Raw genomic sequence first — 13,301 nt, forward strand, 5'->3', positions numbered from 1 at the left:
GTCATCGCGCGACAATCCGGATCGATGGCCCTGCCATGCGGGACAAGCCGATCAAAGCGCCAGGTCCGGACCGCGCCCCCGGCGGGGTTTGCTGTTTTTGGGTTCGAGGCGCGATTGGAGATATTGCAATGCTGCCCGGCTCGGCATGAAGAAATAACCGCCGCCACGTGTGGTGACAAAGGAAGGCAGGTTGGTCAGTTCGACGCCGCCCTCCCAGCGCGGGATGGTGAAGCGGCCAGACTCTCCGCCAGCCACTTCGATCTGCTGGTTGCCGATCAACGGATCCTTCTCGCCGCGCAGTCCTTGGAAATTCTGCGCCGACATCCAGGTCTGCTGGATGAATTCGTATTGCCGTTCGAAACTGGCATTGAAGCAGATGAACAGCAGGCCCTTTTCCGGCTTGCCATCGGCACCTTTGTCCAGGCTGTAGCTGCGGCCGACCCGCAGGATGCGGTGGCGTTTCGATATCCTGAGCTGGGTGTCGATATCGGTGCCAAGCGAATCGCGCGGATTTGAACGCCTGATGTGTGCGCCCAATGGGCAATGCAGCCCCTGCGGGTCTTCCGCGCCATAGGTGAACTGGTTGTCGAGCTCGCCGCCCGGCTTGTCGGGGTTGCGAATGAGCGAAGAGCCGTCCTTCCAGCGACCGACGATGCGGGCGCCGACCCAATCGGCATCGACGGCGCGGTATGCAGCAAGGCCGCTGGCGCGCAGATTGTCCGCTTCCGTCCGGCAGTAGGTGTTGAAGCCTTCGACATCCTGCGCCAGCTGGCGGATGACGACGAAGGAGCCGTTGCGGCCGAAATCATGCACGATGCTTCTGCCGCTGATCGGCTTGCCATCGGCGTCGATCGCAAGCAATCGCCCCTCGGGGTCGAGCTCGGAAGGCGTCGTCGGGCTGGGAGGATAGTAGCCGTATTCGTCACGGTAACCGAAAAGGAATTCACCGGCAGCGATCTGATGGATCGGGCTCGAATTGTGGTTTCGCCGGCGCCTCGTGCCCTTGATGACCGGCTGGGAGATGCCGTCGACGAAACCGAAATGTTCCCGGGCTGGCGGCCGTTCGTCCTGGCCGTAGGCTGGCGAGGATACGACCTGTTTCAAGCGCTGCGCTCCCGCCGGTTTCGGCGGAAGTCGAACCGGGCATCCGGGCCCGTCGCGCCCGATCTCGAGCGCAATGGCTGCCCTGTCGATGAGGCCCGCCGATCTGGCCAGGTTGGTGGTCTCGAGGGCCATGCCGTTCAGCGTTTCCTCGCTGTCGGCATAACAGAGGATGGCAAGGTCGACCGGCGTCTGCCTGGAACCCCAGCCCCATTTCTCCGGAGCGCTGTCACCCTGGTCGTCCAGGATGCGGCTGCGATACTCGTTGGCCATGCCTTGCCGAAACGTCATTGGGAAACTGGCAAGCGGATCGCTGTTGGGACTGCTTGTCAGACCAAGCTTCTTCAACCCATTCGGGCCGAACACGCAGAACATGGCTTTCCCAGCCGGCCTGATGTCGCCGAAACTCGTGTTCTTCACCAGATGGTCAAGTATCTGAAGGCGCTGCGCCGTGCTGGCGTTCTTCTCATCGATTTCGAAAGCCAGCATCCTGGCGAATGGAAGGCTGCCGAGCGGACCGAAAATCAACGACTGTATTTCACCGCTTTCCAGGCTTTCGACGGCGGTATCATCGGACTGGTAGAGAAGCTTGCCGAGCGACGACTGTTTCGTGCCCTCCTGCCGGGGCAACGAGGTGAACAGGCTCAACCAGTCACGCGCTTCGCTGGCGCGCGCGCTGTAGAGCCCTTGCCGTATCTGCGAGTTCTTGCGGATCAGCGTCGTGTTCAGTTTGGGATAGGCGGAATACCAGAAAGAGGTCGGGATCTGTTCGGCGCGCGCCCAGCGCTTGAAGCGATCACCGTCGCGGCTGCCGTCGAGAAACAGAAAGCGTGCGCGCGGGAAACCCTTGGTGTTGCTCCAGATCGCGGTCAGGCCAGCTGAGGCCTTGGTGACGAAATCCTCGAGATAGCTTTCCCAGCTGCCGCCATAGTTGCTCAAGAACACCAGCCGATCGGTCCCGGGGACCCTGACCCAGCGCGCGAAATGGATCTGTCCGGTATCGCCGAGATGTCCTGGCCGGAAAGCCCATCTGGCAGTGATCGAAATCACGTAGAACGAAAAGCCGAGCAGGAACCACCGCAACCATCCGGGCTTCATGACCGAGACCGCCGTCATATGGTTCTGGCGATAACCCAGGGCATCTTCGTGCACCTGCAGCTTCGTCAGCGTGTCGAGCTTGATGCCTGCGCTGCTGACCTCTTCCTTGCGCTCGATACTGCGCAACCAAAACGCGACTGCCGCAAACAACGCCGTCGCGGTGATGGTCAGGCCGACCACCGCCAGAATGAAAGAATCGCCGATCCGCGCCAATGTGCGGAACCAACCGCCGCTGGTATCGAATTGCATGACATAGGTCAGCCACGTGCAGACGCCGACGAGGACAACCAGCGGAATGGCTGTCCGCAGGTTGAAGACGATATGGCGCAAGGCCCGCAGGAGCGTACCACCAGGGTTTTCGAGTAGGCTGTCTGCGGGGGAAAAAACCCAGTTGAATTCTGACGACAGCTCTCCCCGGACCTTCGTCAATATCTGCGCTGCTGACATATCGCTGGGAACCAGCGCTTTCGAAGTGCCTGGAAGTGCTGTGGGGTCCGGCTTGCGCCAGATGCCGTCCTCGACGATTTTGGCGGCCTCATTTGCCAGTTCCTGCTCGGCGATGATGCGCTCGACAGAATGTCCGGGTGTGCCGCAGAAAACGAGCCCTGCCATGCTGCCATAGCGGGGCGATACATCGACCGTGTGCTTCTGCAGAAACGCCTCGAATGTCCCCTTCAGCGGGTCGGCGGCATAACGTTCGAACAGTGGCACGAAATGGCCGTGCACGGCATCGGCGAAAGCCTTGATGACTTGCTGTTTGGTGCCGTCGCCTGACAGCTCCAGCAACAGATAGAGGTCATCGCCATCAGGCTTTCGGGAATCGCCGGTCGGAATAAGGCTGAGACTGGCGAAGTGAATGGTCCCAGCCTTATCAAGGCCCGCCTTGATCGCACCAAGCGCCGGATTGCCAAGGCCGTCGACATCCTTTCGCAACTGCTCCTGATCGATACCGGCCTGCACCCTTGCACACACCGTGACCAGCGACTGTTCGGTCAGGCAATTTTTAGGCGGGACGTCGAATTCGACCATGAGCCTGTCCGGGTAAGGACCCAGGCGCGTCAGCTTGCCCTCCTTGCCGCTCGCACGCCGAAAACCCGGCTTCGTGAACAGAGCGCGGAAGGCTTCGGCAATCTGCACGCTGGCGATCGCAGCGCCGATGCAGCGATGGATGCCGACGCCGAAGACCATGTTCTCGCTCAGGCTGCGGTCCGGATTGAAAGTCCAGGGGTCGTTGACGACCGATTCGTCGAACATCGCCGAGCGCGTGGCGGGGAGAACCGTGACCCCGGCGGGAATGCTGTAGGGGCGGCCTCGTTTGACACCGATGGTCTTGGCCTCGCCGGCGTAGCGCCAGGGCCAGATCCAGTGCGGCTTGAAGCGCATGGCCTCCAGGATCGCCTTGTCGAGGCGCGCGTTGTCGCCATCCTTGATGGCCTTCTTGATGTAGTCGAAAATCTCCGGCCGGCTCAGCACGGCATCCAGGCAGTTGATGCCGCCCAGCAGGTTGGTTGGCGCGAAGCCGACGACCATGCCGACCATGATCGAGCGCACCACCTCGCGCTCCGTCGCCGCCGGGTTGGTCTCGTGCACGATCTCCATGACCCGCTTGAACGGATTGTCATGGTCGGATTGCGCCATCTGGACGAGACGCCCGAGCGGCGTATCGACAACTTTGCCCTGCTTGACGGCGTTCTCAGCGATGATGATGGAACGGTCCACCGTCGCGAACAGGCTCGCGGCACCGGCTACCGCAAGCTCGCGCGTGACCGCGTCCGCGCCCCAGTCCCCGAACAGGATCTGATTGATGGAGATGGCCCAGTCGCCGAACTGCCGTGGGTCTTCGATGTCCAGTCCATAATAGTCCCGGCAGATGAGGACCGGAACGATGCGCATCAACTGGCTGGCGGCATCGAATTTCTCGCCGGCGTAACTCACGATCTCGTTCGAGCATTCGGCGGCAATGCGGCGTACCCGATCGTCCACTTCCTGGGGAGGAAAAGCGCTGAGCACCACGGACTTCTGTTCGCGATAGAGTTTCCCGTCCTTGAGGCTGAGCAGGAAATCGAAACCACCGGAAAATTCACGCAGTTCGCGGCCATAAGGCGTTTCGAATTCATCCTGACGCTCGAGAACCTCGCGCACATCCTCGAAACGGGTAAGAAAAACGACCTTGCCCCAGCGCACGCGCGGAAAGAAACGCCGGAAGAACCCAAGCCACCAATCGGGATGCTCGAAAAGCCAGGTAAATATTCGTCCGACAAAGGTCGTCTTGCGCTGTCTCTCGCGGTCGAATGGCGGCGCTTCTTCGCCGAATGGCAGCTCAGTTTGTCCCTTCAACACCCCGTCATAATATTTGGTCGAGAAGCCCATCCTGACGATCCCCCGGGAAAACGCAGAGAAATGCTGGCTATGCTATGGTCCGGTACATGTCCGGTAAGTGATCCTGTTCACATTCCTGCCGTGCAGGACGGCAAAAACGCCAGCCTTTGCGACGCTCAGCCGGCGGCGTCGAAATTGTCGAGCAGGCGCTGATTGATGGAGCCGTCAGCGAACGGTATCCAGTCGATCCAACTGCGGCTGAAACGCGGATGCCTGGCTTCGAAGAGCTCGCGTTCGGCACGCGCCGCCTCGATCTGCCCGCTGCGGACGAGCGCCCCGATCTTGAGGAAGCGCGGGTAGAAATAGTCCTGGGCAAATGACAGCGAGCGCTCCGCGGTCGTTATGACGGCCGGCCAGTCTTCCAGCAGTGTGTATGCCGCCGTCAGCTCGCCCAGCGTGTGAAAGCGATAGTTCTCGAATGGCGACAGGCGATCGGCTCGCTTGAGTACGGCGATCGCTTCCTGCGGACGCGATGCCATGAGCCGGGCACTGCCCATCGCCTGATAGGCCAGCACGAAGCTTGGATTGTAGTGCAGTGCCTGCTGCAGGAAATCCAGCGCCACGAGCGGCCGTCGCTTGAGCACTTCGATGGAGCCCAGGAATGCATAGGGGCGGGCGTCCTGACTGTCGACGAGAAGAGCTCGCTGGGAAAGCTCTGCCACGCGGGCAAGATCACCCGGTTCGCCGCGGTTGAGCCAACCGCGCCACAGATACCACCAGGCCAGCTCGCTGAGCACGGTGCTGGAATTGGGATCCTCGTCATAGGCCTGCTGGAACAGATTGAGCGCCGCCTCCATGTCCGCCCGCGTGCGCCGCTGCATGTGCCAGCGGCCGCGGCGCACCAGTTGCCAGGTCTGCAGCCTTTCCCAGGGAACTTGGAAGGTTCGCACCTGCTCGACGCGGTCGACCTCGCGCTCGAGGGTGGAGACGATCTCTCCGCCGAGATCGTCCTGAAGCTGGATGAGTTCATCGAGCCCGCGTTCGAACCGGCCCGACCAGACGACACGGCCGTTGCTGCTGTCGGTGAGCGACGCGCTCAGCCGAATGCGCTTGTCGAAGCTGGCAACCGAACCCGTCACCAGGTATCGAGCCCCTAGCAGATTGCCGATCGCGGCCGTTCCCAGCCATTGATCGCGAAACTGGAAGCTGGAATCCCTCGCGATGACCGGCAATGACCGTGTCGCCGCGAGCCCATGGATGATGTCGTCGACGATGCCATCGGCCAGATAGTCCGTCGACCGGTCTGGACTGCTGTTCTGGAAGGGCAGCACGGCAATGGCCGGCTGATTGTCCCTGGCATCGGTGTTGCCGGGCTGGACGATGGATGAGCGAACCGCGGCGAACGCCATGGACTTGGCCTGGCCGGAGGCCGGAGACGTCACCAATATCCTGACGGGCAGGGCAATGTTCTTGAGCTGCATCGGGCCGAGATCGGTGAATTCGACCGAAAACCTGCCGCTGACATGTTCGTGCGTCGTGCCGGCGATGGCGACACCGCTGGGCGGCGAGAATTCCTGCAACCGCGCCGATATGTTCACGCAGTCGCCGAAGGTGCCGTCCTCACTCTGGATGACCACGCCTGTCGCGACACCGATGCGGAACGGCATGCGCAGGTTTTCAGCCGCCGTGGCATTGAGTTTGTCGAGGCGCAGCTGGGCTTCCAGCACGGCCCGCAGCGCCTCCACGGGGCTGCCGAATTCCGCCATCAGGCTGTCGCCTGCCGCTCCGAAGATGCGGCCACCGAACTCGCCGACCGTTTCAGCGATCAGATTGCGTCGCTCTTGGAAGATCCTGACGGCCGTTTCCTGATTTTCATTCATCAGGCGCGAAAAACCGACTGCGTCGATGGCGCAGATGGTGGAAAGCTGCCGGATCGCCTGCTGATCAACCATTCATGTTGATCTCAAAACCTCAATAGCCGTCAGGCCGGCACAAGCCTGAATCGGCCGTATCAAGGCCGATGGCAGATACTTTAAATCGCAGAACGATCGGAAGTACTTCGCCATTGTCCCCGCTTGGGCAAAGCCTGCGGAAACGCTAGCACGGATTTATTCACTCGCAAAATCATTAGAGTACAAACAACCCTGCCTGGCCTCGGAAATTTATGCGAGGCGGCATCCGGGCAGTAAAATTCCAACAAGTGAAACGCTTCGCGGCGAAGATCAACCGCGAAGCGGTGCCGATTTTACTCGGCGATGTCGACGCTTTCGAAACGATGCGAGCCAAGCGGATCCATGACGTAGCCCGTTATCTTCTTCGACATCGGCAGCGACACCGTCGAATGATCGAGCGTTGCCCAGGGCGCCTGTTCTTTGAACAGGACCTGGAGCTCATGATACATCTTGGTGCGCTCGGCCTGATCGGACGTGACACGGGCCTTCTGCATCAGGTCTTCAACCGGCTGATAGCACCAGTTGGCGAAGTTGGCGCCACCGACACCCGAGCAGGCGAAGAAGTAGCTGATCAGATTGTCAGGGTCGCCATTGTCGCTGGTCGCGCCGAGGATGATGGCGCCGTCGCGGTCCTTGTCGCGGGCGCGTTTCACGTACTCGCCCCACTCATAGGACACGATCTCCACCGTGACGCCGACCTTGGCGAAGTCCGCCTGGATCAGTTCCGCGGTCCGCTGCGCGTTCGGCATGTAGGGACGACTGACCGGCATCGCCCAGATCTTCATCTTGAGATCCTTGACGCCAGCTGCTTCCAGCATCTTCCTGGCCGCTTCCGGATCGTATTTGTCGTCGGCGACAGCATCGTTGTAGCCCCACATGCCTGGCGGCAACGGGTTCTTGGCAACTTGCCCGGTGCCCTGGAAAATAGCATCGATGATCGCCTGCTTGTTCATGGCCATGTTGAGCGCGCGGCGCACTTCCGCCTTGTCGAAGGGCGGCACCAAGGTGTTGTAGGCGAGATAAGCCACGTTCAGCCCGGGCTTTTCCATCACCGTCAGGTTGGGATCGGTCTTGAGGTCGGCAATGTCGGCAGGCGCCGGATAGGGCGCCATCTGGCATTCGCCTGCCCGCAGGCGCTGGATGCGTGCGGTCGGATCGACGGTGATGGCGAAGACCAGCTCGTCGAGCTTCGGCTTTTCGCCGAAATAGTCGGGATTGGCCTGGAAGCGGATGACCGCATCCTGCTGGTAGTCGACGAAGCGGAAGGGGCCGGTGCCGATCGGCTGCTGGTTGAGTTTTTCCTTGGTGCCGGCGGCGAGGAGCTTGTCGGCATATTCCTTCGACAGCACCGAGCCGAAATCCATCGCCAGCATGGCCAGCAGTGACGCGGAGGGCTGGTTGAGGACGATCTTCACCGTATTGTCGTCAACCCTGGAGATGTCCTTGATGAGGTTCTGCATCTCCATGCCTTCGAAGATCTCCCAGCTCGAGCCGGCGACATAGCCGAACCAGGGATTGTCCTTCAGGCGCTGGCGATCGAGCGAGAAGATCACGTCATCGGCGGTCAGCTCGCGGCTGGGCGTGAAATAGTCGGTGGTCTGGAACTTCACGCCCTTGCGCAGCTTGAACGTGTATTCGAGCTTGTCGTCCGAAATCGTCCAGCTTTCCGCGAGGCCAGGGACCACGTTGGTGGTACCCTGCTCGAACTCGACCAGCCGGCTGTAGATCGGCTTGGACGAGGCATCCCAGGTGGAGTTGGTGGAGTAGAGCGCTGGATCGAAACCCTCTGGCGCGCTTTCCGAACAATAGACAAGGCCCTTGGCCAGGGCCTGGCTGGCGAACAGGCCGGACAGAAGGGCGACGGCCGCGCCGGTGGCGAGCCGTGCGGCCAGGCGGCCGCGTTTTGGAACAGTCATGATCTTCCCCTTTTTTGGTTGTTTTTAGCAGTCACACGATGGCCCGCCCCTCACAGCGGCTAGTCGGCCCTGCCGCCGGTGGTTTCCAGGCCGCGGCCTGCACGCCAGACCGGATCCGGCCGCGTCCAGAGAATGTCTGACGTGATGAGACTGGCAACTTCCCGGGCATGCAAGGCCAGGAATTTTTCACCCTTTTCGGCAGTGCCCTTGCTGGGGAAGCCCCAGGTGCCGGTCTTCGGCGCGCGCTCGGAGAAAGAGTAGAAACGCGAGGCACCATGCGGCGCTTCGTTCTGTCCGGCCTGCAGCGCCTCCGCTTCCTTGAACTTATCGGTTTTGACGATATCGCCGGCAATCGCCAGCATGACGGAGGCTTCGCCTTCGCAGGCGTGCTTGGGACCATCGTCGGATTCGAACAGCGCCGAGGTCTCTTCCTGCGCCAGGAACCATGGCGTCGTCGCCACGATCGGCATGTCGAACTCGACCGCCAGTTCGCGCACGGCAACGGCCAGCGGGTCGACATTGCCGCCATGGCCATTGACGATGAGCAGGCGGGCGAAGCCGATTGCCTTCAGCGAACGCGCGATCGAACGCAGCACACCGTGATAGGCGGCATAGTCCAATGTGATCGTGCCGCCGAACGGCAAATGATGTTCACTCATGCCAAGCCAGAGCCCCGGCAGGACGGCGAGGGGTACATCCTCAGAGACCAGCCGCGCCGCCCGCACTGCGGCCGCCGCAGCACTCGCCGTGTCGGTGATCACCGGCAGATGCGGCCCGTGCTGTTCCAGCGAACCCACCGGCAGGATGGCCAGTGCGTTGCCACGCTCGGCGATCGCACGCAGTTCCGGCGCCGTCATGCGCGCCCATTCGACTTCCCGAGCCATTGGTTTCCTCCTGGCAGAAATTTTGTTTTCTAATTCGCTAAATGATTTTCCTTGTTGCCGATATTGTCAACGGCTATCGTCGTGTCGTCGAACTGGACCAATGATTGGGGATTGATGGCCAAGCACCCGAAACTCGGATCCAACCTCAAGGCGCTGCGCCAGAAGCATGGCTGGAAGCTGAGCGACGTCAGCAGCAAGACCGGCGTGGCGATCTCGACGCTGTCCAAGGTCGAAAACGACCAGATGTCGCTTTCCTATGACAAGCTGCTGCAGATCGGCGAGGGGCTGGGGCTGTCGATGGCCGAACTGGTCGCCGAGCCGGAAATCTCCGGCCATCCGCTGACCCGGCGTTCCATCAATCTGCAGGGCGACGGGCTGCGGCAGAAAACCCAGAACTACGACTATCTCTACCTCAGCACGGACATAACCAGGAAACGCATGGTGCCGGTGCTGACCCGCATCACCACCCGCTCGCTGGAAGAGTTCGGCCCGCTGATCAAACATGCCGGCGAAGAGTTCCTCTATGTGCTCGAAGGCATCATCGAGGTGCACACCGAGCACTATGCGCCGGTGCGCCTCGGGAAGGGCGAGAGCATCTACATCGACAGCACCATGGGTCACGCCTATCTCGCCGTCGGCGAGGGCGATGGGCTCGTGCTTGCGGTCTGCTCCAGCGCGCAGCCGGATTTCCAGTCGGCCCTGATCGAGATGCTGGACCACTAGGGCACCCTCGCACACAAAGACGTCCCACCGCCCCGTGGCCATGAGCCTCGGAATGCGGGAACGATTCGAGGTCCCTTGCCAGGCGATGCTTGACGACGTTTTCAAATTTTGAAAATGTTTAGCGTATCGGAAAGCAAGCCTGCCATGCGGATCGCTGGCACGAAGGATCGACCATGACAACGCAAGAGCCGGTGAAAGCCGATGTCCTGATCATCGGCGGCGGCATCGCCGGCGCATCCGTCGGCTACTGGCTGGCGCCGCACCTGAAGACGGTGCTGCTCGAACGCGAAAGCCAGCCGGGCTATCATTCGACCGGCCGCTCCGCCGCGCTGTTCAGCGAAACCTACGGCACGCGCCAGGTGTGCGCCCTGACGGCGGCAAGCCGCGCTTTCCTCGAAACCCCGCCAGCAGGCTTCGCCGAGCACCCGATCCTGACCCCGCGCGGCATGCTGGTCGTTGCCTCGAGCGAGCAGGAGCACCTGCTTGCGGAGCACCAGGATGCGGTCCGTTCGATCGGACTGCCCGGAGAACGGCTCGATTTCGAAGGTGCCAAGGCCTGGGTGCCGGTGCTGCGACCGGAAAGCGTTGCCGGCGCCGTCTACAATCCCAATGCCGAAGACATCGATGTGCACTCCCTGCATCAGGGCTATCTGCGCGGCTTGAAGCGCTCCGGCGGCACCGTGATCGGCAATGCCGAGGTTACCGCTGCGGAACGGACCGGCGCCGACTGGCGCGTCGTGGCTTCGGGCAAGGAATACATCGCGCCGATCGTGATCAACGCGGCAGGTGCCTGGGGCGACGAAATCGGCGCGCTGTTCGGCGCCCGCTCGCTCGGGCTGGAGCCACGCCGGCGGACGGCTTTCGTCTTTGCGCCGCCGGCCGAGCATGACGTCACCCGTTGGCCGATGTTCATCACCGCCGACGAGAGCTGCTACATCAAGCCCGATGCGGGCCTGCTCCTCGGCTCGCCGGCCAATGCCGACGTGATGCCGCCGCAGGATGTCCAGCCCGAAATGGAAGACATTGCGCTGGGCATTCACCGCATAGAGGAGCTGACCACGCTCTCGGTCGGCCGTCCCAGCCGCGTATGGGCCGGGCTACGGTCGTTTGTCGGCGATGGCGATCTGGTCGGTGGCTTTGACAGCGCGGTGCCCGGCCTGTTCTGGCTGGTCGCGCAAGGCGGCTATGGCATCCAGACATCCGCGGCCATGGGCGAGGCCTGTGCGGCCCTTGTGCGTGGTCAGCCGCTGCCTGCACGTATCGCCGATTTCGGGCTCGACAATGCCATGCTCGACCCAAAACGGCTCGATCAATAGCAAGACCGGAAGCAATCCGGCGACCAGGACGTTCCCGTTTTTCACGGAAACGCTCTATCTCTTTGTTTTGCCGCACGATCTTGTCCGAAAAGTCTGCAACTTTTCAGGATCATGCTCGAACCGCTTCGCGGCACATGCAAAAAGCCCGCTTCATCTTGCGTGAGGCGGGCTATTCTTTTTCTGCATTCGAGTTGGTGCATGCGCCTTTCCGAAAATCGATCCCGATTTCGGAGGTCATGCACCAGGCAATCAGCGCGCCGAGAAACCCGGGGGCGTACGGCCGACGCGTGACTTGCGCGCAGCGTAGCGCGCGTCGCGTTTGGCCTTGCGCTCGGCCTCGTCCGCCAGCAAGCGCGAGATGCGGTCGTTTTCTTCCGCTTCACGCAGCGCAGCTTCTTCCTGCGCCTTCGCTTCAGCCTCGATCCTTGCGGCTTCCGCCGCGGCTTCGCGCTCTGCCTTTTCGGCTGCTTCGCGAGCCAGACGCTCCTGCTTCAGCCGAGCCTTCTCGGCTTCGCGAATGGCGCGTGCCTCGAGGATCGCCTTGCGTTCTGCCTGGCGGGCCAGCACGGCCGGATCATCCGCTGCCGGCTTTGCCTTGAAACGCTCCAGGAGCGCCTTCTTTGCCTCGTTCGCGGCATTGCGCCGCTCGAAAATGTCTTTTTCCCTGTAGATAGCCAAGTCCAGTTCCCTGAAATCTATGTGCGGGGCTTACATACGCGCGCGAAAGCAGAGATCAAGCACCAATTCGGTATGCCAGCCATGAATAGAACGCGTATGTTGCAGCGCAACGACACATAGTGGGCTGGCCCAATCCCAATATTTGGTGCTTCGCTAACGTGTCCCTATATGCGCTCGGACCAGCCAGCGGGACACGCTCATGACCGATCTTTCCGTTCTCGACCTCTCGCCCGTCGGCGAGGGCAGCACACCAGGGCAGTCCCTTGCCAATTCGCTGGACCTCGCCCGCCATGCCGAACGGCTGGGCTACAAACGCTACTGGCTGGCCGAACACCACAACATGCCAGGCATCGCCAGCGCCGCCACCGCCGTCGTCATCGCTCATGTCGCGGCAGGCACCAAGACCATCCGGGTTGGCGCCGGCGGCATCATGCTGCCCAATCACGCCCCGCTGGTGATCGCCGAGCAGTTCGGTACGCTGGCCGCCCTGCATCCCGGCCGCATCGATCTCGGTCTCGGCCGCGCCCCCGGCACGGACATGATGACGGCACGCGCGCTGCGCCGGAACCTTGACGCCGGCGTCGACAACTTCCCACGCGACGTCGTCGAACTGATGGCCTATTTCGAGCCTGCGGAAGAGGGCCAGCGCATTCGGGCGGTGCCGGGAGAGGGTGAAAACGTGCCGGTCTGGATCCTCGGTTCCAGCCTCTATGGCGCGCAGCTCGCCGCCATGCTCGGCCTGCCTTACGCCTTCGCCTCGCATTTCGCGCCGGCGGAACTCGATCAGGCTCTCGAAGTCTACCGCACACGCTTCGAGCCGTCGCAACAGCTCGACAAGCCGCGCGTGATGCTGGGCATCAACGTGATCGCGGCACCGACCGACGCGGAAGCGCGGCTGCTGTTTACGTCGCTGCAACAGGCCTTCGTCAACCTGCGCAGCGGACGGCCCGGCCGATTGCCGCCGCCGGTCGAGAATTTCGACCGCGATCTCGACCCCGTTGCGCGAACCATGCTGAACCAGGCGCTGTCCTGCGCCGTGGTCGGCTCCCCGGAAACGGTGAAGCAAGGCGTCGAAGCCTTCATCGCGCGCACCGGCGCCGACGAGCTTATGGTGACGGCGCAGGTTTTCGACCACGCCGCGCGTGTGCGTTCCTTCGAGATGCTGGCCGACATCCATCGCGGCGTGTCGAAGGCTGCCTAGGGCATTTTGTAGCCAAGTGGAAACACTTGGCGTTACAAAAATGCAGCGAAAACAAAACTTAGAGCGTTTCCGCGTTTCCGTGAAAAACGGAAACGCTCTGGAGCAAAGGCTGC

General features: G+C 61.9%; 8 protein-coding genes. 3 read left to right on the top strand and 5 right to left on the bottom strand.

Annotated elements, in window-relative coordinates; genetic code table 11:
* Positions 1–51 precede the first annotated feature (51 nt).
* The 4 genes from AC3WTO_RS22340 to AC3WTO_RS22355 all read right to left on the bottom strand — a co-directional run bounded on the left by AC3WTO_RS22340 (position 52) and on the right by AC3WTO_RS22355 (position 9,270).
* Positions 52–4,569 (bottom strand): cytochrome P450, encoded by a 4,518-nt coding sequence (locus AC3WTO_RS22340; protein ID WP_492463116.1) that lies wholly within the window; start codon positions 4,567–4,569, stop codon positions 52–54.
* A 125-nt stretch (positions 4,570–4,694) separates the two neighbouring features.
* Entirely contained in the window at positions 4,695–6,470 is a 1,776-nt protein-coding gene (locus tag AC3WTO_RS22345; RefSeq protein WP_492463117.1) for an adenylate/guanylate cyclase domain-containing protein, read from the bottom strand.
* Positions 6,471–6,763: 293 nt separating this feature from the next.
* The gene (locus tag AC3WTO_RS22350; RefSeq protein ID WP_492463118.1) at positions 6,764–8,386 is read right to left on the bottom strand and encodes an ABC transporter substrate-binding protein; all 1,623 of its coding nucleotides are present in this window, start codon (positions 8,384–8,386) and stop codon (positions 6,764–6,766) included.
* 59 nt (positions 8,387–8,445) lie between these two features.
* Positions 8,446–9,270, bottom strand: coding sequence for a creatininase family protein (locus AC3WTO_RS22355; protein WP_492463119.1), 825 nt, complete (start codon positions 9,268–9,270; stop codon positions 8,446–8,448).
* Between the two features lie 114 nt (positions 9,271–9,384).
* On the opposite strand from AC3WTO_RS22355, the gene AC3WTO_RS22360 reads away from it, so the two are divergent.
* Together AC3WTO_RS22360 and AC3WTO_RS22365 are read left to right on the top strand one after the other, a co-directional pair.
* On the top strand, positions 9,385–9,993 hold the full coding sequence (locus AC3WTO_RS22360) for a helix-turn-helix domain-containing protein (protein WP_492463240.1): 609 nt from the start codon (positions 9,385–9,387) through the stop codon (positions 9,991–9,993).
* 173 nt (positions 9,994–10,166) lie between these two features.
* Positions 10,167–11,309 (top strand): NAD(P)/FAD-dependent oxidoreductase, encoded by a 1,143-nt coding sequence (locus AC3WTO_RS22365; RefSeq protein WP_492463120.1) that lies wholly within the window; start codon positions 10,167–10,169, stop codon positions 11,307–11,309.
* 249 nt (positions 11,310–11,558) lie between these two features.
* On the opposite strand, the gene AC3WTO_RS22370 is transcribed toward AC3WTO_RS22365, so the two are convergent.
* A complete protein-coding gene (locus AC3WTO_RS22370; protein ID WP_492463121.1) occupies positions 11,559–11,987 on the bottom strand; it encodes a DUF6481 family protein in 429 nt (142 codons plus the stop codon).
* A 199-nt stretch (positions 11,988–12,186) separates the two neighbouring features.
* Here AC3WTO_RS22370 and AC3WTO_RS22375 point away from each other — a divergent pair, with 199 nt between their 5' ends.
* Positions 12,187–13,188, top strand: a complete 1,002-nt coding sequence (locus tag AC3WTO_RS22375; protein WP_492463122.1) for an LLM class flavin-dependent oxidoreductase — start codon at positions 12,187–12,189, stop codon at positions 13,186–13,188.
* Positions 13,189–13,301: the final 113 nt, after the last annotated feature.

This window comes from Mesorhizobium sp. EU05-FHT14A09 (assembly GCF_058790995.1).

Excerpts from the sequence above, each read along its gene's own strand:
- AC3WTO_RS22340 (WP_492463116.1), bottom strand. The coding sequence starts at position 4,569 with ATGGGCTTCTCGACCAAATATTATGACGGGGTGTTGAAGGGACAAACT.
- AC3WTO_RS22345 (WP_492463117.1), bottom strand. The coding sequence starts at position 6,470 with ATGGTTGATCAGCAGGCGATCCGGCAGCTTTCCACCATCTGCGCCATC.
- AC3WTO_RS22350 (WP_492463118.1), bottom strand. The coding sequence starts at position 8,386 with ATGACTGTTCCAAAACGCGGCCGCCTGGCCGCACGGCTCGCCACCGGC.
- AC3WTO_RS22355 (WP_492463119.1), bottom strand. The coding sequence starts at position 9,270 with ATGGCTCGGGAAGTCGAATGGGCGCGCATGACGGCGCCGGAACTGCGT.
- AC3WTO_RS22360 (WP_492463240.1), top strand. The coding sequence starts at position 9,385 with ATGGCCAAGCACCCGAAACTCGGATCCAACCTCAAGGCGCTGCGCCAG.
- AC3WTO_RS22365 (WP_492463120.1), top strand. The coding sequence starts at position 10,167 with ATGACAACGCAAGAGCCGGTGAAAGCCGATGTCCTGATCATCGGCGGC.
- AC3WTO_RS22375 (WP_492463122.1), top strand. The coding sequence starts at position 12,187 with ATGACCGATCTTTCCGTTCTCGACCTCTCGCCCGTCGGCGAGGGCAGC.